Raw genomic sequence first — 22,998 nt, 5'->3', positions numbered from 1 at the left:
TATTTATTCTGATAGTTATAATTATGAATAACGTTCACAAATCCGTCAATGATTTTTTTATCAAGTGGATAAGCATTATGTCAATAAATCTTTAAGAAGTGTTCTATAACCAATAATAAATTTCTTTTGGAGACCATGCCGCATCATGTAATGATAGGCCTTCCAATGAAGGATAAGGCAGCTTAAGTTTGGACCTTCAAGTTGATAGCTAAAGACATGCCCCTATATAAATTAATTTTGCTTCAAAAAATAAGCCAACCAAAGTGATCTCTCACCCCAGTCGGCTTCCCATATCTCTATTCAAAATTCATATTCAACCTCTGATCCACCAAGCAGACTAGAAACTAACTTTCCTGAAAAATAGGTATCAAAAATACAATTGCCTATCATCGTCTTCCAGAATCTTATCAAAGTGATCTATTTTCTCTCTCAAAAGATCATAAGCACTCTTCTCCTTGCCTACTCTCTCCAGTTCTTCCAAAGATACGGGAACAATGATCTTTCCGCCCAAAAGTTGATGTTTAATTTCACTCATAGCAACTGATGAAAAGCCTGCTCGACTATAAATCATGGCCCCATGAATGCCTTTAGCCTCCATCGTAGGGACCATGTTCCGGATATCCGATACCTCCACTTTCTCTTTTCTATTCTTACATTCGATCAGAACCAATGCGCCAAGTTTCCAAAGGCAGGAATCATATGAAATATTGCAGCAGAAAATATCCACTTCGGCCCTTCCCCTTTTTGCCCTGACATCAGTAACTTTTAAGCCAGGGATAGCGCCAATAAAATACTGTATCAGGTCTTCCAGTCTTTTTCCCTTCTCGTCAGAACGGGTAGCCTTTCTCAAATTATCAAGCTCATTTTCCCAATATCTATAATCGAAAGTAATGGAGCAGGATGTGTTTATTATAGCCAAGTCAGAATTTCTGCGAATAAACTTATGAACCACCGGTAAATAGGCATGCCGGTTTCGCATCATCATTAAAATATTTTTAGAAACGCCTGCTTCCTCTTCCCCTTTTAGATACTCTTTTATATTACCTAATGTTATTTTAAGTACTGCTATAAATTGGCTTACTTCTAAAATTTTTTCCTCAATTAAAGTATAAGGACAAATATGTTTCCCTATATAATCACAAAAGCTTTGGTATAAAGATTTAAGATCAACGGTAGCCAATACTTCCTCGTCAACGGTAGCCAACCCGTAAAGAAAAACATAGAACCATTCACAAACTAAGTCTATATCTTGGTAATAGTAGCCAAAGGAATAAATAGGATTAAGCAATATTTCTTCTACCTCGCCAACAGTCCATTGGTTAATATGATTACTATTTAACTTGCATAGACCAGCTTCAAAATCATCCGCTAGCGGTAAAAATAGTCCCCCTTCAAGTACCAAACCCCAGTTTCCTTCTCTATCGGGAATAGTAGCCAATACTTTGCGGCCAATCATATTTTGCAAAATAAAAGAACGATTTAAATATTGATAACCTTTTAAAGCCGGTTGCTCGCGATCCATCCAAAAAGAAATTGTCTGTTCCACGCGGTCTAAAAGATTGTCATCAAGATTAGGCGTCCAGTAAAAAGCCAATATCACTAAATCCTCATTTTCAATCTTCATTTCTCTCGGATAATAAACATGGTCACCAGTCATCAATTCTGATAGGTAGAGCCAATAGAATGATTCCAAGCAGTAGTGCTCTCTTTTTTTTACCTCTCCCTTAATCCTCTTCAGTATCTGCTCATTCTGGCAGAATTGTTCAAATGCTTGCTTAATTTTTGTTCTCCATGTTTGCTCCACACGATAAACCTTATCCCTATACCCAGCAATAATATAAAGCTTAGGGACCTTAATGCAGTCTTCAATATCAGATGAAATTAGTTCACCGGCTTGAGCCTTATCTATAAAATCGTGAAAAGGATAATGGTAATTATCAATGGGTTGAACCATCATCTCTTCACCTTTGATAAAACCATCGACAATGGTAAGCAATAAACCCGTACTATCTGGAAATCTCACGCCTCTCCTCCTTATTACTTCTCATGCGCACCAACGAGTCTCCGGAATTTTATAATTGGCAGCTACCGCTTTCTCTACCGTTGCAATACATTGGAGACAAAAGGGAATGTCCCTTCTATTCTATTCAGTATACCAATATATTTTTAACTTATATGAAGACGGGAAGCAGTGAGCTGACACCCCTAGCTTCCCGTCATAGACTATATAAATTTTTTTAAGCGTACTATCATAATTATTGGAGTATTTTCGCCAGGAAATGGTACTTCGTAAAATCCATCAATTATAAATCCACATTTAAAAGCAAGATTAAGTATGTCTTGAATGGACCTGTGATAATAGTTTTGCAAAACTGGTTGTCCCTCGATTGCAACGCCTTTATGAACGCAAGAAGTGAAATAATCCTCATTGGGATAGGTGAAACAAGGGTGGTGTGTAGCAAATACAAAAATCCCATTCTCACACAGCAGATCAAAAACTGCTTTAAACAATGGTTCTATATCGGAAATATCCATAATTGCCATGTTGGCAACCGCTTTTGTAAAAGGTCTTTCTTGCCGTAAATTCATGAGTTGCTCATAATCGGTAGCATCACAAACTTTAAAAATTACTTTGTCCAGGACATTTACTCTGCGGATCTTCGCAAGTTCAATCATTTTAGGACTGTAATCAAACCCAACAACTTTTACACCTTGCTCGGCAAGCCTTTTTGAAAAATTGCCGTTGCCGCAGGCTATATCCAAAACGAAATCGTCCGACTTAATCTCCAATAATTCTTCGGTATGCGGGCGGACAATCTCGCGATGAAAGCGGTTTGATTCATCGCCCATTTGATTATCCCAAAACTTCGCATTGGTTTCCCAAGCATGTAAACTTTCTATATTTGTATTCTTCAAATTTTATCCTCCATTAAGATTATACAAATAACACAAACACTACTGCACCAACCGCCTAGAATCCTGTCTGGATTCATAATAAAATTAGCGAAACTCTTTGAACCTTGATCTAATTTTGAGGCAAAATAGAGTTTGATTATTTTAAACTAGATTGGCAAAACAGTAATCAAATAACCGCCTAATACCAGGCTGGCGAAATTTGCAACCAACACATAAGAAAGGCGACGGAATTTCCCATGTTCTTTGATAAAAACAAGGACTCCTATGATTTCGGTTATAAACACCCAAAACTCCATCAAAATGAGGTTCAAAATCAAATAGCTGGCAAAAGGAGAAGCTCCGTTCAGGACTACATTTAAAATGCCTTGTGTCAATAAATTTATAATTAGGAAGGCAAGCCAACTGTTTTTATCACGGAACCCAAACAGAAAAAAGATTACGCCTTCAATCGCTAAAGTAAAAAATACCCGCAGCGTCACTAAAAGGATTGATCGAGACAACAGCTTCCCGGCTGTTATGGTTTGTGCGGAAAAATCTAAGGTCACAATGCTATTATAACCGGTCAAGTATTGCTTCCCGATAATTTGATCATAACTGGTGCCGTTTCCCGATACTTTAATTTTTATTTCTTTATTGCTCCCAATATCTCTATTGTAGAAAGCATAGGATGTTTCCCAAGCGGTCTTGCTTTTTTCCCCTTCCTGCAAAGTTTCTGCGGAAATGATGGCAACTGAAACATCCTCGGGGGCATTTTTCATAATCACGATTAATGCGGGAGGCTCGGCTGAATTGGCATATGTAATGGTTGGGAAAAAACAACAAGCAGCAAAAATCATGATTAACAGCGTATATACTTTTCGTTTCAAACTACACACCTTCTTCTTATAGGACAATAGGGACATTCTTTTTGGTCAGTATTACAAAGAATAAACCGTTTTTATATGCCTTCTTTTATCAAATTTTATCACAAAGCCTAACTAGTAAAAATGGAAAACACCTTAACATTACGCTCATACACGGCAAAATCCCGCTCGCGACAGGCAAACGGGATAGCTTTTGAAAAGAAAGCAGCGGATTTCTTCGTTTATAGACCACTCAGACTTGTAGCCTAGGATAGATAAAACTACTTTCCAACAAAGCCTGCTTCGCTTTCTTTCCATTTCTGTTTTTCTTTTACTCTGCAGCAAGGGATTTAAGATATAAATATGCCTCCATGATAGCATATCATTTCTTTGGCGCCATAATTAATGATTTTGCGAAGGGATTCTTCAGCCTCTTTTATATCTAATGTGAATTGAGGATTTGCAATTACCAATTCCCCATTCTCAAGTGCTGCCGCATCCCCTGTTATAAGAACTTTTTTCTTATTTATATAGACAGCAATGTGACCTGGCGTATGTCCCGGCGTTCCGAGGATGGTACAACCTCCGCACCAATCCAAAACATCTCCGTCCCGTACTTCCAGGTCTACTTCAACAGGCCGAACATTTTTCAGGATATTACAAAAAGCTAATCCAAATGGTTTTTGTTCTTCAGGTAAATTCGGCTGCATGGCCTCGGCTTGTTCTAACCGTAGGGACTTGAATTTACCTGAAATATACGGGGACTCCTTGTCACTGGCCACAACCTGTATTTTAGGATATTTCTGTTTTAATTCAGACAATGCACCCATATGATCATGGTCCTGATGAGTAATCAAAATATGCGTCAATTCGCTGCAAGAAAGATTTTTTTCTGCCATTGCCTGTTCGATAACAGGAAGAAAGCCGGTATATCCGCAATCTACCAATACCATATTCCTATCATCTTTTAATAAAACTGGATGGATTACATCCTCTGTTTGACCAAATTTAAGTTTTAAATCCAATACGATAACCTTTTCCATTATCTAACTCCTATGCTTCCCCGATTTATCTTTTTTCTTCAATACAATAATTGCGTTGCTGATAAGCCCTAATCCCATTCCGATAATTGCGCCGGCAATAACGCCAATTAGCGTATCAATCCAACCGCCGGAGAGGAACATCTCCCGCCCGCCGCTGCCAAGAAATCCAACAAGCGCGCCGATAGAGAGCCCAAAGAACATAAATCCTGCATAAAACAGACCGATGGCCTCGTAATCGGCAGGGTCGCGGTTTTCATAGTACTCTGCAAACCGCTCCTGCAGATCGAAAGACTTTGGGGTTTCACTGCGAAACTTAAGTTCCTCTTTCGCGCGTTCAAAGGCTTCCTGTTCGGAACATCCTTCAGCGATCAAATCATTCATATAATCACTCATATAGAGAATCATATCGTTTTGCGCTTCAAGTGACGTCTCCGAGCGGTTCTTAAACTTAGCAAGTCTCGCCATAATCTTGCTCTTGGTCTGACCGGTTTTCCGTCGCAGCTTTTCCATATAGGTCATTTCGGCTTCTTCCAAATAGTACTGTGATTGTTCCTTTGCAAACCGGTTAATTCTTTCCTTAACCTCATGGCTAAAGCTCATTATCTTTCCCCCCATTATTTCTTAAAATTTGAATACGCTCACTTAGAAAATCCCATCTTGCCCAAAAAGTCGCCAGTTCTTCAAGCCCCCGCTCGTTCAGCGTATAAAACTTTCTAGGGGGTCCTATTTCCGAAGGTTTTTTTGTAATGTGAACCAACTTGTTTTTTTCCAGCCGTAACAGTAACGCATATACAGTCGCTTCCGCAAGCCCTTCAAAACCCATTGCGTGTAGCCTTTTAGCAATCTCATATCCGTATATTTCATCGCGACTGATGATCTCAAGCACTATGCCGTCCAAAACGCCTTTGAGCATTTCGCTTAGGTTCTCCAGAATACCACCCCCTCGGTATTCAATCTCGTTGGTAATCAATTATATTTAGTACTACTACACAATAACATAGAGTAGATGATTAATCAACAGATTTTTTAAAAGCCCTGTTTTATATTACTTCCTTTTATTTTCGAAAATAAAAAATATCTTGAATGCTATGAGGATTTTACCGGGAGGTCATCGGGGCTGCCGAAGGGGTGGAAGAGGCCAAGGTCAGCCGGATAAAACCTCTTTCAGTGGTTGAAAGGCCGAGTTCTGTATTTTGGATCAATTCTTGAGCAGGAATTGACTGATAAAGGTTTTATTACATTATTCAGTTTATCCCGTGTCCTTTCCAACGGAATGAATATTGTACTGAGTAAGCTTGGTTATGATTATGCAGGAAGGAAGACTTGTAAAACAACTGCAATATTATGGGAAGATTTGAAGATATGAATATCTGGGTAAAAACCGGAATAACAGGGGTTAAGAATTCATTGAAGCCGATGTCTTCGTTTGTTCCTAAAAGAGGTTAGAAGTTCTGTCAAACTTGATATTTTCAGATGAAGAAATTCTTTACAACTTATTGACAAAATTGAGGTCTCAAAAGATAGTGACATACCATCCATTATAACTTCAAAAACCAATTTTAAAGGGTGCGAGATTTACACGCCCATCTTTTTCAATAATATTAGGCACTCTATATGGGTGGCAAGGAGACGTTTCGCTTGCCACCATCGATCTGGTATAATCTCTAAATTCGCTCTACTATCTCTTACCAACGCCTAACACTCTCCTGAGTTGACGATTGATCGCATTTGTACACTGTTTTATTTGTTTTACCACTTTTGCCTCTTTCTTCTTTGGTGAATCTACGATTAAGCGTAATTTATTGTAAATCTTTAATATTTCATCCTCAAGACACTGATCACTAATGGACACATAGCGATTTCATTACACCAATTTCCATATTTCAACAATGCTACAACTCCAATTAACGTGCGTTTTAAATTTTATATACTTTTTGCATTGTTCAGCGTATCCGAACAGAGTTGCCCGATAAGGCTTGGGCGCCATAAGCGAGAAAAGATTTCTCCCAACTGTCAACGTAAGACCCGGTGGCCCACTCAGCCATGATTACGGTCGTTCCTTCCGGCAGGTCCAGCCCTGCCAAAGGGTTTTCTGCTAATTGCTCCGTACCGATGGGGTAAATCGTTAATTTATTTTTAGTTTTAACCAGGGCAATATTCTTATTGGGCGAGGTAAAGGCGTCCATGGCATCGGGAACCCGGTCTTTGATATTATGCCAGCTTAAGACCAGGGTGTCATAGAAGATCAAATTGGCCGGAGGGATGATCTTGAGATCAAAGTCTGTTTGCTCAAAGGTCCCGCCCCTTTGATAATTGACTCTCCCTACAAGAAACCAATGGCCGTTTTTCCGCACCAGGCCAAAATTTTCCCCGGACTCATCCCGTTTGAACGAGGTAACTCCTTTGTCCCTTAAAGCTGCAACAGCCTGTTCCCTGGCGCTCAAATAAGCATTTAATCCATTGTCCCCCAGCAAATCGAACACCTTTATTTCGGTAGGCGATGATAATTTGTCTATGGGAAGCACCTGTAATTGATTAACCCCGGCGCTTCTCTTTTCGATGGCCACATAATCATTGCCAATATAATTGATGATTCTTAGCGCCGGATCGTTATAGGCTTGATCGCCAGTTCCTTCTTCCCCTTCTTTCATGTCGGGGATCTTGGCTGCCACATTGCGGGCCGTCAGGATATTGTCTTTCTCCCCCTCGGCAGAGTTATCCTGGACATCAAACTCCCAAAAACCGCTGGTGCGCGGAAAAAAAATCCGTTCAGCCGCCAAAACCGGGTGAAGTTGCTGATGCTCGACGGCAATCCAAAGGGTTTGATAGGTATAGCCGGCGCCCGAAGGGATCCTCAGTCCCAGCAAGACACCGGAAATCCCTTCGTTGTAGTTCTGATTCATATCCTGAGCATTGGCATTGGCTGCTCTCATCAGCGTACTGTCCGCCTGATCGGCAACTTTTTTCAAGAGTAGATTTTTATTTTGCATAAAGAAAATCATGTTTGTATCATCAAGCTTCATAAATTCGCCCAGATAATTAGCCGAGGCATAAACCGTTATGACATCGACCTTCCCGGTTTTTGGGGCAGAAATAGCGTCAGATGGAATGTATCTCATCATCAGATAATCGGCTGCATTTACCCTCTTGATTTTATAAGAAAGTTTGTCCCAGACATGTCCGCCAAAGGAGACGGCACCTGCAGCAAACTGAACATCACTTCCAACCCATTGCCGGGTTGACTCTTCTCCATTGCGGTCGGTGTCCAACTCTTGAAGCACCGTCCATTTACCAACTAACGGGTAGACCGAGTTGGACGGCGGGATAATCTTACCGGCCGCTGCGCCCGAAGATTCGGCACATCCGCTAAGCATCAGCAGTAAAAAGGGAAGCAACAGAAGCAGGCGTCTTTTAACCATTGGCACGCACCCCTCTGGGCAGAGTAATAACCACGGTTGTCCCCACATTGACTTCGCTGCTGATTTCCAGCCGCCCCTTCATTAGGGTGACAATCTCTTCACAGATGGATAAACCAATGCCGTTTTTGGAACGTGAGCTCCTGCCTTTATAAAACTTTTCTTTCACCATCGGCAGCTCCTCGGCAGTAATGCCGCATCCACTATCGGCAATCGTAAACGTATATTCTTTTTCCCCTACCTGGACCTGAAAATGGACAGACCCTCCGGCACTCGTAAAGTTCAAGGCATTATCTAAAATATTGATCAATACTTGTTTCAAACGGTTGGCATCGGTCATCAGATCGGGAAGGCCTTCCGGGTAATCAACCGTGAAATGGATATTATCCCGCAGCGCCCGCGGCATCAACTGTTTGCGGATATGCTCCATCAACTCGGTCAAATTCACGTTTTCATATTCAAGTTTAATCCTGCCGGAAACGAACTTGGAAAAGTCCAGGAGCTCTTCGACCATCCGGGTGAGCCGCTTAGTCTCCTTGGCGATAATACCTAGGCCGTCGTTCAACATTTCTTTGTGCTGGAATTTTTCGCTTTGCAGCGTAATCGCCCAGCCCATAATCGAGGTCAACGGGGTGCGCAATTCGTGGGAAACCGAAGAGATAAAATCATTTTTCAGCTTCTCTTTTTTGGTGATTTCATCTGCCATGTAGTTCAAGGTATCCGAAAGCTTGCCGATCTCGTCATCCCGCTTTTTCTTGCTCTTGATTTGGAAATTGCCTGCCGCCATGCTCTCGGCAACGGCGGTCACTTCCCTCAGTGGGACAAGGATGGTATTGGCTAAAAAGATACTGAGCAAACCCACAACTAGAACCACAAAAAGGCCGATGGCAATAAAATTTTTCGCCGTGTCCTGAATATCCTGATCAATGGCAGCGGTAGACGCAATAAAACGTAAGGCTCCGACAATTTGACCCTCGGATTTCAACGGATAAGCTACGGCCATGACTTTCTGACCGTTTAATTTTCCCACCCATTCCCCCATCTTGTCATTGAGCGCATCCTGTATATCCTCCGTGGGCTCCCCTTGCTCCGGGATTAGTCCCAGGGAATCCATAACAATCTTCCCGTCTCGATCCACAATCTCCACTTCGGCATTGCTTTGATTCCAAAAGGCATCCACATTATACAGGATATTATCTTCCAGAGAGGTATCGGAATAGTATTTGGAATACATGTCCGCGCTGATCTTAACCTGATTGGTCAGGTTACCCCTTAGGCTGCCGTAGTAATTCTGCTGCACCGTATAAATCAGCATCACTTCCAGAATGGCCACCGAAACCAAAATCACGATCATGAAATTGGCCGTCAGTCTCCCTCTGATTCCTCTCATGTCAGCCTCCTGCCGGGCTCCGGCTGCCACCGGTAACCGGAACCCCAAACGGTTTTAATATGCCGGGGCTCAGAGGGGTTCTCTTCGATTTTTTCTCTGAGCCGCCGGATATGTACATCTAAAGTTTTGGTGTCCCCAAAATAATCTTCTCCCCAGACCGCATTCAATATCTCTTCCCGTTTCAGCGCTTTCCCCGGATTTTCCATAAACAGTTTTAAGATCGAATATTCCGTAGGGGTCAGCTCCACTTCCCGATTGTTTCTGAGCAGTTTATTGGCGGCCGTATCCAGGCACAGATCGCCGTAAGTATAGGCCGTTCTTCTCCCTTCAAACCGGTTCCGGCGCCTTAACATGGCTTTAATCCTGGCAATCAATTCCAAGGGATTAAAGGGCTTGACCATATAGTCATCCGCTCCCAGTTCAAGACCCATAATTTTATCCGCATCCTGTCCTTTGGCCGTCAGCATGATGATGAGCGGTTCCGGCATGGTTTCACGAATGCGCCCACAGACTTCCAGGCCGTTTATTCCAGGCAGCATCAGATCCAGCACCACCAAATCGGGAAGGAACGACGTGAGCAGAGCCAGCGCCTCCTCCCCGCTGGGCGCTTCTCCCACTTCGTATCCGGCCATCTCCAGATTGAGGGTGATAAAACGCCGGATCGAAGCTTCATCTTCAACAACCAATACTTTTATCTTATGATCGTGCATATTTTCATCCCTTAGGTTTTTTGTTATTATAACATGATTTATGTTCATCGCTTTGATTGGAAAGCAAGGCTTCGATCAGCATTTCCCTGTAGGCTGCCACACCCGTCCGGGTCAGATGAACCCCGTCCGAATAAAAGTAATCGTCATGGCCGCTGCTGACCGAATGCCAATCGATCAGCCTGGCCTTGGGGTAAGACTCCGCCACCTTTTTCAGCGTCTCATTTACTACCCCCTCCCAAGGCTTTGGGACACGGGTATTTACCAGCACGATCTCCGCAGTCCCTTGCAAGGAGTCCAGAGCCTCTGTCAACTGCTTTTCTGTAAATGAACCGTTAGTGCCTAATTCAATAACCACGGTTCTCCCCAACTTGCCCTCTTCCTGGAGCCTGGCAATAACCTCCGGAGCCTGATACATCTGTCTGCCGATTTGCGCGTCGATGACAATGCCCGGCAGGTGTTCTTGCAAAGCAGGTTGCACATTAATCATTAGGGAATCTCCAATGACTGTAATTTCATCTCCCCCGACATCACTCTTTTTATCTGCCGCATCAGGTTTCACGGTGGCAGCAGGGTCTGCCTTGTCTGTCTCCTGGGCTTTAGTCCCGATTTGGGTTTCCTTTTCAGTTTGAGCTTCATTTTCGGTTTGGGCTTCGGCTTCGATTTTATTTTCAGTTTCAGGGTTCTTTTCAGTTTGCATTTGTTCTGTCCTCATCTGACTGTTTGCTAAAGCTTTATCGGAAGTTTCCGTACCTTCATTGGGGTTTACCAACAACACCAAGAACAGCATTATGCACGCCGTAATTTTGGCTCTGTGGGCCAATGGTCTTTGCCACCAGGGAAGGATCTGCCTCCTCCTCTGCCTCCGCCTTCGCACCGGTTTCCGCCGCCCGTAGCGGATGGGCTCCTCAATCATGTAGCGGGAAAGAGCCGCCAGGATAATGCTTGCCCCAATCTGCCAGAAGGCGCGGGAAAGGTCCGGACCTTCCGTATTGACAACCGGACTGGTCAGGATGATAACCGGGTAATGCCACAAGTAAATCCCATAGGAGCACTCTCCCAGCCAGCGCCAGGGCCTCCAACCGAAGAACCGGCCGAGATAGCTGGCCGGGTGGGCCAGAACCGCCACCACACATGCCCCCGCAAAAGAGAATAGCAGGAGTCCACCCTGATAGAGAGAGGGCTGGTATTGGTTGGTTTTGCCGATCATCAGAAGTACCACCAATAACCCCAGGCCTCCTGCCGCATCCAGCGCCAGTCTCTTTTTGCCGGACAGGTCTGCGTTCATTTTCCCGCCGGGCCATATCATGGCCAGGGCAGCCCCCACAAGCAGGGCGAAAACACGGGTATCCGTTCCATAATAGACCCGGCTGGGGTCATGACCCGGTATGTAAATCAGCGCCATCGCTGCAGCGGAAATCAAAACACAGGCGACCGTACCCCCGATCAGCCATTTGCGCTGCCGTAGGCAGCGCAGTCCCCAGCCCAGAAGAAAGGGCCAGAAAAGATAAAATTGTTCTTCTACCGCCAAAGACCAGAGATGGCCCAGCGGAGACGGTGGGCCGAAGCTTTCAAAATAGGATACCTGATGAAAGATCAGATACCAGTTGCTGGTATAGAATACCGCGGCCAGCGCTTCCTGCTTCAAGGCCGCCAAGCGTTCCGGAGCGCAAAGCACCCCCCAGACCATCACGCCTGCCAGCATCACAAAAAGAGCCGGCAGCAACCGCCGGGCCCTGCGCAGCCAGAAATCTTTCAAATTAATTGTTCCGGAGTTCTCCCATTGCTTCAGAAGAATATTGGTGATTAAATATCCGGACAGTACAAAAAAAAGACTTACCCCTAAAAGCCCTCCCGGAGCCCAGGTCAGATTGAGATGATAAGCAATTACGGCAAACACCGCCAAGGCCCTCAATCCGTCCAATCCCGGCATGTAGCCGATAGAATCCGGCCGCAACCTCCTTTTCCTTCGGTTCGATTGCTGATTCAAGGGATTTGTTTCCTTACTGCCATTCATGTTCTCTTCACTCTCCACTTATGTCGGGCCTCCGATTGCCATCATAGCCGCTTCTTTCTTTTAACCATACCAAGTTTTGAGTTGCATTGTTTTACAAAATAGTTAAAATTTCTTACGAAAAAGTTAAAATTTCACGAATCATTGCGGATCGTGAAATAATAAAGAAAAAAAGAGCGATTGAACGCTCTTTAATGCCAACAAAGGTTTGAAACTATCATCAAAAACTACCGGTATCAACTCTTTAAAAAATGATTCATAAAATGTCATACCTTAATTCATGTCTTTTTCCCTAATTGCAACCCGACGAATTTTTCCGCTGATTGTTTTGGGGAGCTCTGCCACAAACTCGACTACCCTGGGATATTTATACGGAGCGGTTGTTTTTTTCACATGTTCCTGTAATTCCTTGACCAACTCTTCACAGGGTTCGTAGCCCTTGGAAAGCACAATGGTGGCCTTCACCACAAACCCCCTGATGGGATCTGGAATGCCCGTCACCGCTGATTCCAAAACAGCGGGGTGCTCTGCCAGTGCCGACTCCACCTCAAAGGGCCCGATCCGGTAACCGGAAGATTTGATGATGTCATCATTTCTGCCCACATACCACAAAAAACCCAGTTCATCACGGTAGGCAGTATCTCCTGTATGGTACAATCCGTCGTGCCATGCTTTTTGGGTGCTCATTTCATCCCGATAATAACCCATGAAGATACCCTTTGTTCTGGTTTCCATACTATCGGCTTTTAAACAAATTTCACCGGTAACACCCGGGTCGACCTCGCGACCGTTTTCATCGACTATCACCAAACCATAACCCGGGGTCGGCAGCCCCATAGAGCCTGGCCTCGGCTGAACCCATGGGTACAAGGTGGAACAGGACAGCGTTGTTTCCGTCTGTCCAAAGCCCTCAAAGATGCGCAGCCCCGTAGCCCTTTTCCACTGATTATAAACCTCGGGATTCAATGCTTCTCCCGCCGTGCAGCAGTGTTTTAAGGCGGATAAATCGTAGGTACCCACATCTTCTTTCAGCATAAACCTGTACATGGTTGGCGGAGCACAAAATGTAGTAATTCGATATTTGGCCAATTTTTCCAGGATATCGGCCCCTTTAAAGCTATCAAAATCATAGGTAAAAACTGCTGACTCAGCAAACCATTGACCATAAAATTTACCCCACAGAGACTTCAGCCATCCGGTGTCGGAAATGGTGAAATGCAGGCCGTCCGGCTCCGCCCTGTGCCAAAAGACCCCCGTTATAATATGGCCTAAGGGATAGGAATGATCATGGGCAACCATCTTTGGATAGCCGGTAGTGCCGGATGAAAAAGCAGTAATCAATATATCCGTAACTTTTGTTGCCTCTTCTCCCGTTGGACGCTGCCAATGGTCAGGGGCGGCTTCAATGCCGGCCTCAAAATCCAGCCAGCCTTCCCCCGCTGCCTTATGCCCTGTAACAGCTTTTAGCTCGACGGTGTTACATTCCGGAGCGGCTTTGTCAAAATCTCGGGTGCAATCTCCATCGCCCGTAATGACCGCCATTTTTATGCCGGCCGCCTGACAGCGGTAAACGTAATCCTTGGCCGTTAACAGGTGCGTTGCCTGGACAGCTACGGCACCGATTTTGTGAAGAGCCAGCATGGCATACCAAAATAAATAACTTCTTTTCAGTACCAACAGGACAAAATCGCCTTTTTTAATCCCCAGCGCTTTAAAATAATTTGCTGTTTTGTTCGACCAGCGCTTCATATCTCCGAAGGTAATTCTCTTTTCACTGCCGTCTTTGCCAACCCACAGCATTGCCAGCTTGTCAGGCTTCTTCTCCGCCAGCACATCGAGCACATCATAGGCAAAGTTAAAATCGTCGGGGCAATCTATGGAATAATTTTTATATAAATCCTCCAGCGTGACAAACTCATCACGATGCCTGCCGATATACTTCTCATACATGATCATAAGCGGTTCCTCCTTTATTTCATGACAATTGCCAGAAACTTCGCCGGGGTATCGCCATGGGTCTTCATGGCGTGAGGAACCGCAGAATCGAAGTAGACGCTGTCACCCTCGCTAAGCGTGTAAACCATATCGCCAATAAAAAAATCCATACATCCCGAAACCATATAATTAAACTCCTGCCCGTCGTGGGCATGACGCTCCGGTATCGTATCGCCGTTCGGTTCCACGGTAACCATAAACGGCTCCGCCTTTTTATTACGAAAGGTAAAAGCAAGATGCTTGTAATTATAGGCTTTTCTGCGGTTAATATTATAGCCGCCGCCCGCTCTAACCACACAGCATAACGAAAGCTTAGGCGTCTCGCCGCTGATAATATCCAGGACATCGACCCCTAAAATACCTGCCACATTATACAAAAAACTAAAAGAAAAGTCTTTTTCCCCGGCTTCATAAAGCAAGTAGTCAGCTACCGAAACCTCCAGTGCTTCTGCGATTTTTTCAGGCGTAATACCCAGAGAATCGCGCAGCATGGATAAACGCGCACCCATATCTTTTAATTGTTCTGTTAAAATAGTCCTCGCCCCTTCTTAGGTAAATTGGTTTACTTAGCAATAACCTTAGCCAATTTTAATTTCTTTCAGGTTATATGCCGGTATCCTGATCAAAAAGTCCGTTAATTTCTCTGAAAATTCTACAACTTTGCTAAAATTCCTTCTTTTTTAAAATACCGGCATTAGGTTTTGCTGTAGAGCATTTATATGATGATTCACCGTAAAAGCGTCTAAAATAGCCTCTACTTCACTTTTATTGTAGGCTCTCTCAGGAAACTCACGTCTTGAAAAATAGGGACGTTATTAGTTAAAAGTCCCGGAAACTGCTCACAACATTTCAAAGTTCTAAATGAAAACCTTTGCTACAAAAATGGCAAGTTAAAGTATACTTATGAGAAAAAATAATAAATGGACAGTTAAACAGCTTTAATCAACATGTCCATGAGTGGGAGGCTACTTTGATGAAACATTTTAGGAAAGAACTGTGGTTTGAAATTAAGAAACGCCGGGAGTTTATAAATATAACCCCAGAGGTTGAAGAATGCCTGGCGGAAAGCGGCATTAAGGAAGGCTTGTTGCTGTGCAACGCCATGCACATCACCGCCAGTGTATTTATTAACGATGATGAATCCGGGCTGCACCAAGACTTTGAGAAGTGGCTGGAGGGGCTCGCCCCGGAAAAACCCTATTCACAGTACCGACATAACGGCTATGAGGACAACGCCGATGCCCATCTTAAACGAACCGTCATGGGCCGCGAAGTGGTGGTGGCCATTACTGGCGGCAAACTTGATCTGGGCCCCTGGGAGCAAATATTTTACGGTGAATTCGACGGCAAAAGGAAGAAAAGGGTGCTGGTTAAGATTATTGGAGAATAGACCAAATGAAATGGAGTAGATTATTTTATGAACATCACAAAGCTAAAAGAGGCCGAAAGGACTTTCTTCCTGCAATACCCCGGTGGATTTTCCAATCCTGAAATGCAGAAAATTGCTAAGAAGCATAAATTAGAGAAAATGAACAAAATGGTCTGGGAGAGTTTCACCATGGATCAGTTTGAAAACCCGGAGAAGATTGTTGACTCCATGGTCCGGGTCATCAGCCGGTCCTCGATGGTTTCCCTTTTTGAAAAGCCAAAATTCAGAGATCTGGTAAAAGCATTAAGCGATCATGAAAAGGAGCTTTTATCCTTTGGACTTAAGGAATTCCTGCATGGGGACCAGGAACCGGGGTTTGAAATGATGTGCGGGCTTTTACACAAATATAAACTGGCCAAATGGCCGCTGTTAACAGCCTGTCCTGTATATTACCGGCCTGGTGTGGAAGTGTTTATCAAGCCAACCACAGCCAAAAGGGTGATCAATTATTTTGAGCTGGAGGGGCTCAAATACAGCCCTTCCCCCACCTATGATTTTTACCGGGCTTACCGGGAACAGATTAACCAGATGAAAACGGAAATTGATCCGTCACTCCAAAATGATAATGCTGCTTTCTGTGGTTTTCTCCTGATGTCTATGCAATAATACATTTGGTTCAACTTGTCTCCTCTCTTGCTTTATCCGCCTTTTGGGGAAGGATGAGCAGAGCGCTGATTAGCGTAAGCAGCAGAAGAACGACCCCGGAAACAAAAAACCACAACGGTACCCCCTTGTTTTCGGCAATCGAGCCTGCTATGAGCAATCCCAAAGGCATAGTCGCACCTTCTGCCCGCCGGCGATGGTGAGGAAGTCCCGCTTCCACTTATTCTGTTGATTTAGGTTCAAAGAAATTTTCTCCTTACCCCAATATTCTGATGCTGCTATGCCCTTTGGCGGGCGAGAAGGGACTGCACGGACCGGGTTTGGTGATGTCAGTCGCCCTGTTCGACTGCATTTGCCCGGTCCATGATTTCCTGAACAATCGAAGTTTTTGCATCCGCGTAGTTCTGCACATGTCGCCAAACATGTTGAGCAAGTTTGCGCTTGACGCGTGCATAGTTATCCCGGTCGGTGTCGTTAGCTCGTAGCCAATCGCGGAATCGTAGCATTCGTTCAACCTCAGATGTGCCCTCGCTGAACACGTGCAGGTTGATGTCCGTATCGGGACCCTTAAACATACGATGCTCGAACCAATCCGGCTCCCGTATCCGAAGCGTGTAACCGACTGCCTCCAGGGCGGCAACATAGGATGGCTCGTCTGAAGAATCAGCCACGACCAGCAGCATGTCGATAATTGGTTTGGCGCACAATTCCGGCACCGAGGTTGAGCCTACATGCTCCAACTGCAATACCCTATTGCCCAGTACGGAACGAATCCGCTTGGCTTCCCGCTCGAATAACTCGGGCCAACGCGGATCATACGCGACGAGGGTAATGGGCGCATTATGTGGTTTTATCCCTCCCACCCTAACCTTTTGAATATATTCATCTGGCGTGAAACTGTGATCATTCTGCATGGATGACATCTGACAAAACATATAACAGAGAGAATTTTATAAATAACGGGATGGTCGCTTTTAGCGAACGTACTTATTTATCGAATTTCAGGTGAGAATTCATTGTAAATATATCCTTGCTCCGGTGTTATTCCATTAATCTTCGGACATTCCTCATATATTTCTTCTAACGTTTTATCCGGGCCTCCGATAATGCTAAAAAGTTTTTCAGCCTTAATCGGATAATCAAAAATCATTTATCTTTATAAAAGATTACTGTACCAGCCAGCCATAATCCTGCCTGCAATCCACGACATAGTTTCAGCATTGAGAAACGGAAATCGCTACGGCATGGCGAAAAGAGAGCGAATGGTATCCTTTGCATTCCTACTACGCACTCCACTTGAGAGGTGTAATATTTATTTTCTCAGCTAACTGCACTCGAGTTAAGTTATTTTCTTTTTAGCAGTTTTAATCATTTTGCCCGGCTTGTCCATATTATTTTGCACTGCTGGTTTGCCTCTAATCACATCAGCTGACCTGCTCCCCGAAAACTGGTCCAAAGGAAATGTTAGTCCTGATGTAGTATAACTAAGTCAGGAGGGGACAGTTATGAGAAAACGTTTCACCGAAGAGCAGATCATTGGAATACTTAACTCCCATGAGAATGGGATGCCGGTAGCTGACATTCTTCGGCAACATGGCATTAGCGAACAAACCTTTTATCGCTGGAAATCTAAATACGGCGGAATGGAAGCAAGTGATGCGAAGAAACTTAAGCAGTTGGAAGAGGAAAACCGCAGACTTAAGCTACTCGTAGGTGAACTAACCCTCGACAACCAGGCTCTAAAGTGGGTTATTGAAAAAAACAAGTAAAGCCTGCTCGCAAGCGAAAGCTTGTTAAAGAACTCCAAGATACTTTTGGTATGAGTGAACGCAGAGCGTGCAGGCTTGTTGGTATCGGACGCTCCAGTCATAGATATGTTCCTTCTACTTCAGAAGAGAACGAGGCATTGAAAACGAGAATATCTGAACTTGCCTTTAAGTGGCGTCGCTTTGGATATAGACGAATCCATGCCTTACTTCAGCGTGAAGGACAGAAAGTTAACCACAAGAAAGTATATAGGCTATACCGGCTTGCTGGACTCGCTGTCCGTCGCCGCAAAAGAAAACGTGTTCTCTCTGGAAGGGGCCGCCCCCCCACAGTTACGCCTCAACCGAATGTAAGGTGGTCTATGGATTTTGTTAGTGACTCAACAGCAACTGGGCAGCGATTTAGAGTTTTTGTAGTGATTGATGAAGCAACTCGAGAGTGTCTGGCCAGCGAAGTGGATACTTCAATAACAGGACGGCGTGTGACAAGAGTACTAGATAGAATTGCTATTTACAGAGGTTATCCCAAAGAAATCCTCTCTGATAACGGACCTGAATTTGCAGGACTGACCTTGAATCAATGGGCTTATGAACATAGGGTTATCCAACTGTTTATAGACCCCGGTAAACCAATGCAAAATAGCCATGTAGAAAGCTTTAATGGAAAACTCCGAGATGAATGCCTTAATGAACACTGGTTCAGAGGCGTAAGTGAGGCTCGTCGAATTATTGAAGAGTGGCGTCATGAATACAATACAGTTCGTCCACATAGCGGACTGAGCAACAAAACACCAGTAGAATATGCTACAGATCTGGCTAAAAAAACCTGTGAACAAATTTCGTGACTAACATCCCCTGTGGTACAAAACCTGGGGGCAGGTCACAGCCACTCCCACATTTTATACTATTAAAAAGTCATGACCACCCCTAAAAGGGGTGGTTTGCCCGGCCCTATAAAGGCTTATTACTAAGCCAGCGCCTATCCTTGAAAGGGTTTTCCAATTCTTTTTTGGTTACTTTATCCATCATCTGATCTTGTTTGTCTTGCTCTCGTATATACTTTGGCTTGAAGACGTGAAAAAGCCCACTTGCTGAAAAACAAGCGAGCTTTCCAGCATCCGGATGTCATATGAAATTATTTGCAGTATATTGCTACCGCATCTCGCAGAAACGCCGCGCAGCCGGGTGCGATTTTGTCGTAATACGCAGTAAAGCGCGGGTCATCCACATACATCTGCGTCACGCCGATATGGGCTTCTTTGCTATAATCGTCCCAATAAAAGCACAGCCATTTTTTATGCAGCTCGCAGGTTTTTTGCGCAAGCTCGCCGGTCGGGTCCCCCTGTTCAAAAGCCGCCTTCAGCGTTTCATTCAGTTCTGCCGTCAGCTTTTCCAATTCGACGTACTGCTCCTTGCTCATGTTCAAAACCTTGGCGTTGGAGCGGTTGACGCTCTCGTCCCCGTATTTTGCCCGGACTTCCTTTCCATACTGCTGCTCGTTATCATCCACCAGCTTCTGAAGAAAGCCTTCAAATTTCTCCTGATCGCTCATTACAATTTCTCCTTTCATGGCCTTGACGGTTTTCTCCACATTGGCGATCAGCAAATCCAGTTGCTTTCGCCTGGCAAGCAGGGCTGACAAATGGCTCTCCAACGCCGAAAGCCCGTTAAAATCCTTTGACGCCAGAATATTGCGGATTTCTTCCAGCGGCACGCCCAGTTCACGGTAAAAAAGAATTTGCTGCAGCCGGTCGATCTCTTTTTGTCCATAAATCCGGTATCCGTTTGAACTGATTCGGGCAGGCGAAAGCAATCCCAATTCATCGTAATATCGCAGCGTGCGCGTGCTGACGCCCGCCAGCTTCGCCAGCTTATTGACGGTGTACTCCATTTATTCACCCTCCTTTGTAAAAGCAATAATAAACTATTACGCTGCGTCAATGTCAATGGTTTTATGAAACATTCGGCCAACTGTTAAAACGTTCCTTACGATGAACTCATTCCATGAGTTGTGTGTATCTTTTCTTCTGGCACCCCATCAGGAGCCAACCCGGAAAGTTCTCGGTGTATTGGAGAATATTGTTGTACGAGCAAATCAACCGGGTTCCCGGCATTTTTGTCTCTCCGAAAATGCTCTTTCGGCAAAGGATAAAATGACGGAACCCCGTATCGAACGGTTCTCATTTGACTTAAGATGGAAAATAAATAATCTAACAGATTCGGTTTCGTTAAAGGGTCTGTATGACTTAAAACACAATACCGGGCAGTCGATGCTTTCTATCAAATTGGTCAATGCCCTTAATTTTTCGAAATCCGTATACCCATGGTTAAAACTGTTCATTGGTTCCGTGAGACAAGCATTTGTCGCTCAAATTAAGTCAATCGTCGTGCAGAAGTTGCTGTCCGCAGTGAAGTAATAAAATTACCTATTAAATAAAATTTGATTGGACTCTTCCTGAATATGAACCCAAAAGTTTCGAAAAGGGAACTGATCTGAAAAATAGGATTCAACTTTTGCCTCATAACTGCCATTTAATACTTTTTCAATATGAAAAACAGGCCATTGTGCTAAGTAACGTCGCTCCTCTTTCGAAAAAGTTTTATCCGGTAGAGCCAGATGCAATATAAACATAGCAAGTATAAATAAAAGCGGAAACATATAAACGATATTTTGTATAATAGCAAAATTGTTATTTATCCGCATATCAATCCTCCAGGTTAAAATCGAAAATAGATAAATGGGTTGTAGGTTGAACCAACCATATATGCCGTTGAAAAAAACATGAGTACACAATAGTACACGTTTACTGCTAATTTATAAATATTGCCATGAATTCTTTTAAATAATAATGCTAATTTCTTCGGCCAAGGTGAAGCGGCAAGGATACAAACAATATATAAGACGGTATAAGCCTTTAGCTTCACAATGGCTTGGTTATCAATAAGTTCGTTGCCTCCCACTCCAAACATGATCCGTAGAAAACTCAACCCATCCGTTAGGCTGGTAAATTCAAAAAACACCCAGCCTATAACAACCAACAGTAATAAGTACATGTGACGGATAGCCTTTGGCCATCGTGTCATGCTTTTCTGCAAAAACAATTTTTCTATACTTATTAACGTTCCAAAATAAAGCCCCCATAAAACAAAATTCCAGCTTGCACCATGCCAGAGCCCTGTGAGAAACCATACGCTGAACAGGTTCCGTATCAGTTTCCACTTACCGACACGGCTCCCGCCAAGAGGAATATAGACATATTCCTTAAACCATGATCCCAGGGAGATATGCCACCTCCGCCAAAATTCCGAGATGCTTTGCGCAATATAAGGATACCGGAAGTTTTCCTTGAAACGGAATCCAAACATTTTTCCCAATCCGATGGCCATATCTGAATACCCGCTAAAATCGAAATAAATCTGCAAGGTAAAGGCAAGCATCCCGGCCCACGCCATGAGCACTGAAATTTCTGTACCGGGCATGGCTTTTACTTCGGACCATAGCAGGCCTATATGATTGGCGAGAAGCACTTTTTTCGCCAGACCGCACAGGAAGCGCCGCATCCCGGAGTAAAATTCTTCGAAATTTATGCTTCTGTCCGCTAACCGGGATTCAATGTCTGCATACTTCACAATAGGCCCGGCCACCAACTGCGGGAACATCGCAATATAAAGAGCAAAAAGAATCAGGTTTTTCTGCGGCTTTATTTGTCCCCTATATATATCAATCACATAAGATAGGGTCTGAAAGGTGTAAAATGAAATTCCTATGGGAAGCGCCGGTGTTCCCGCATTCAAATTCCAACCGCCCATAGATGCGATTGTACTTAGGATCATGCCGAAGTATTTAAAATAAGCGAGACAGCCTAAATTGAATACCAGGCTTATGATTAAATAAAGCTGCCTTTTTCGTCCGCCGGTATCATCTCTGCCTAAGAAAGTGTTTATACAGTAATTAATCATGATGGAACCGCACATCAATAATACATAGACAGGTTCTCCCCAGGCATAGAAAAACAGGCTTGCGGTAAGCAGGACAATATTCCTCAAGTGCTTTCCTAACGAATAATATAGAATGACTGTGACCGGCAAAAAGACAAAGGTAAAAAACAGACTGCTGAAAACCATAGGTCCCTCCGCTATAATGATTCAGAGAGCTTCTTCAGCCACAGAGTATAAAATTCTTTCTTGAAATGAACACCATCTTCGGCAAATAAATCGGGGGGTTCCTCTGCCAATGCTCCTATGTCTACATAATTAACGGATAACTTGTCCCTCAACTCCTTTAAAAGCTCGTTATATTCCTCTATTCTTTCATAACGGGGTTCTTGTTTTAATGCCTCCTGTGTTACAGGTGTTATGGATTGGAGATATATTTTACAGTCAGGCAGTTCTTCCTTTATCTTGTTAATCAGTTTCGTTAAATCATTTCTAAATAATTCTTTAGGATCATCCACAGGCATGAGGATATCAACTGATCCCAGCATGATAAAGACGTTATCCGGGTTCTTTGCAACCAAAGCGCCAATGTCATCATAAGTAAAACCTGCTGTGGCTCCCGCCCCTGCTATTACACATTCTTCCGGCAGGATTTCATTAATGGCAAAACCTTCGGTAATGGAATCTCCCATAAATACACTGTTCGTAAACTGAGCCGCAACATCTTTTTCAGCCTTTTTATTCCCGCAGGCAGTCATACCCGTCAGAAGAATGCCCATCAAGAAAAACATCATTAATTTTTTCATAGCAATACCTCTTTTCTTTATTGGATACATAGATATTACAGCAGCAAAATGCAGACCAGGTGCAGATGAGATCAAGTTCGGATATTCTTTTTGTTTTAATCTTTTGCAAAAATAAAAGCCATGAAGTATCCTTCA

At 43.8% G+C, this 22,998-nt stretch carries 21 protein-coding genes; 3 read left to right on the top strand and 18 right to left on the bottom strand.

The window, feature by feature from the left end; genetic code table 11:
- Positions 1-367: 367 nt before the first annotated feature.
- The 12 genes from DESRU_RS07390 to DESRU_RS07335 form a co-directional block, all read right to left on the bottom strand.
- Positions 368-2,023: a restriction endonuclease gene (locus DESRU_RS07390; RefSeq protein ID WP_013841486.1), complete on the bottom strand. Its 1,656-nt coding sequence runs from the start codon at positions 2,021-2,023 to the stop codon at positions 368-370.
- Between the two features lie 200 nt (positions 2,024-2,223).
- Entirely contained in the window at positions 2,224-2,916 is a 693-nt protein-coding gene (locus DESRU_RS07385; RefSeq protein ID WP_013841485.1) for a class I SAM-dependent DNA methyltransferase, read from the bottom strand.
- A 146-nt stretch (positions 2,917-3,062) separates the two neighbouring features.
- Positions 3,063-3,791 carry a hypothetical protein gene (locus tag DESRU_RS07380; RefSeq protein ID WP_419763405.1) on the bottom strand — a complete coding sequence of 243 codons (729 nt, stop codon included), beginning with the start codon at positions 3,789-3,791 and terminating at the stop codon, positions 3,063-3,065.
- A 317-nt stretch (positions 3,792-4,108) separates the two neighbouring features.
- Positions 4,109-4,801, bottom strand: coding sequence for an MBL fold metallo-hydrolase (locus DESRU_RS07375; protein ID WP_013841483.1), 693 nt, complete (start codon positions 4,799-4,801; stop codon positions 4,109-4,111).
- A 3-nt stretch (positions 4,802-4,804) separates the two neighbouring features.
- A complete protein-coding gene (locus tag DESRU_RS07370; protein ID WP_013841482.1) occupies positions 4,805-5,401 on the bottom strand; it encodes a hypothetical protein in 597 nt (198 codons plus the stop codon).
- Positions 5,391-5,714, bottom strand: a complete 324-nt coding sequence (locus DESRU_RS07365) for a PadR family transcriptional regulator (RefSeq protein WP_041275342.1) — start codon at positions 5,712-5,714, stop codon at positions 5,391-5,393. Before DESRU_RS07365 ends, DESRU_RS07370 begins: the two co-directional genes overlap by 11 nt.
- Before the next feature lie 1,030 nt (positions 5,715-6,744).
- Complete coding sequence (locus DESRU_RS07360) at positions 6,745-8,220, bottom strand: hypothetical protein (protein ID WP_013841480.1); 1,476 nt, start codon at positions 8,218-8,220, stop codon at positions 6,745-6,747.
- Entirely contained in the window at positions 8,213-9,607 is a 1,395-nt protein-coding gene (locus DESRU_RS07355; RefSeq protein ID WP_013841479.1) for a HAMP domain-containing sensor histidine kinase, read from the bottom strand. The genes DESRU_RS07360 and DESRU_RS07355 overlap by 8 nt, the downstream gene beginning before the upstream one ends.
- Positions 9,604-10,317: a response regulator transcription factor gene (locus DESRU_RS07350; protein WP_013841478.1), complete on the bottom strand. Its 714-nt coding sequence runs from the start codon at positions 10,315-10,317 to the stop codon at positions 9,604-9,606. Before DESRU_RS07350 ends, DESRU_RS07355 begins: the two co-directional genes overlap by 4 nt.
- A gap of 4 nt (positions 10,318-10,321) precedes the next feature.
- Positions 10,322-12,331 carry an acyltransferase family protein gene (locus tag DESRU_RS07345; RefSeq protein WP_049786788.1) on the bottom strand — a complete coding sequence of 670 codons (2,010 nt, stop codon included), beginning with the start codon at positions 12,329-12,331 and terminating at the stop codon, positions 10,322-10,324.
- Positions 12,332-12,601: 270 nt separating this feature from the next.
- Complete coding sequence (locus DESRU_RS07340; protein ID WP_013841476.1) at positions 12,602-14,284, bottom strand: AMP-binding protein; 1,683 nt, start codon at positions 14,282-14,284, stop codon at positions 12,602-12,604.
- A gap of 14 nt (positions 14,285-14,298) precedes the next feature.
- Positions 14,299-14,832 (bottom strand): helix-turn-helix domain-containing protein, encoded by a 534-nt coding sequence (locus tag DESRU_RS07335; RefSeq protein WP_041275341.1) that lies wholly within the window; start codon positions 14,830-14,832, stop codon positions 14,299-14,301.
- A gap of 464 nt (positions 14,833-15,296) precedes the next feature.
- Here DESRU_RS07335 and DESRU_RS07330 point away from each other — a divergent pair, with 464 nt between their 5' ends.
- Complete coding sequence (locus DESRU_RS07330) at positions 15,297-15,713, top strand: secondary thiamine-phosphate synthase enzyme YjbQ (protein WP_013841474.1); 417 nt, start codon at positions 15,297-15,299, stop codon at positions 15,711-15,713.
- A gap of 27 nt (positions 15,714-15,740) precedes the next feature.
- Positions 15,741-16,358, top strand: coding sequence for a hypothetical protein (locus DESRU_RS07325; RefSeq protein WP_013841473.1), 618 nt, complete (start codon positions 15,741-15,743; stop codon positions 16,356-16,358).
- Between the two features lie 326 nt (positions 16,359-16,684).
- Here the strand turns inward: DESRU_RS07325 and DESRU_RS07320 are convergent, their stop codons facing one another.
- The gene (locus tag DESRU_RS07320) at positions 16,685-17,269 is read right to left on the bottom strand and encodes a GrpB family protein (protein WP_041275340.1); all 585 of its coding nucleotides are present in this window, start codon (positions 17,267-17,269) and stop codon (positions 16,685-16,687) included.
- Positions 17,270-17,346: 77 nt separating this feature from the next.
- Positions 17,347-17,505, bottom strand: a complete 159-nt coding sequence (locus tag DESRU_RS20770) for a hypothetical protein (protein WP_187290621.1) — start codon at positions 17,503-17,505, stop codon at positions 17,347-17,349.
- 355 nt (positions 17,506-17,860) lie between these two features.
- Here DESRU_RS20770 and DESRU_RS07310 point away from each other — a divergent pair.
- A protein-coding gene (locus DESRU_RS07310; protein ID WP_143758753.1) for an IS3 family transposase occupies positions 17,861-18,966 on the top strand; the annotation gives its coding sequence in 2 pieces (ribosomal slippage) (positions 17,861-18,110 and positions 18,110-18,966; 1,107 coding nt in all).
- A 290-nt stretch (positions 18,967-19,256) separates the two neighbouring features.
- Here the strand turns inward: DESRU_RS07310 and DESRU_RS07305 are convergent.
- The 4 genes from DESRU_RS07305 to DESRU_RS07285 all read right to left on the bottom strand — a co-directional run bounded on the left by DESRU_RS07305 (position 19,257) and on the right by DESRU_RS07285 (position 22,863).
- On the bottom strand, positions 19,257-20,012 hold the full coding sequence (locus DESRU_RS07305) for a MerR family transcriptional regulator (protein ID WP_013841471.1): 756 nt from the start codon (positions 20,010-20,012) through the stop codon (positions 19,257-19,259).
- 531 nt (positions 20,013-20,543) lie between these two features.
- Complete coding sequence (locus DESRU_RS07295; protein ID WP_013841470.1) at positions 20,544-20,825, bottom strand: DHHW family protein; 282 nt, start codon at positions 20,823-20,825, stop codon at positions 20,544-20,546.
- Positions 20,826-20,839: 14 nt separating this feature from the next.
- Complete coding sequence (locus tag DESRU_RS07290) at positions 20,840-22,246, bottom strand: MBOAT family O-acyltransferase (protein WP_013841469.1); 1,407 nt, start codon at positions 22,244-22,246, stop codon at positions 20,840-20,842.
- A gap of 11 nt (positions 22,247-22,257) precedes the next feature.
- Positions 22,258-22,863: an SGNH/GDSL hydrolase family protein gene (locus DESRU_RS07285; protein WP_013841468.1), complete on the bottom strand. Its 606-nt coding sequence runs from the start codon at positions 22,861-22,863 to the stop codon at positions 22,258-22,260.
- Between the last annotated feature and the right edge of the window lie 135 nt (positions 22,864-22,998).

The sequence above is a fragment of the Desulforamulus ruminis DSM 2154 genome, from assembly GCF_000215085.1.
Classification (GTDB): Bacteria; Bacillota; Desulfotomaculia; order Desulfotomaculales; family Desulfotomaculaceae; genus Desulfotomaculum; species Desulfotomaculum ruminis.
This window is presented reverse-complemented; position numbering and strand designations above follow the sequence as displayed.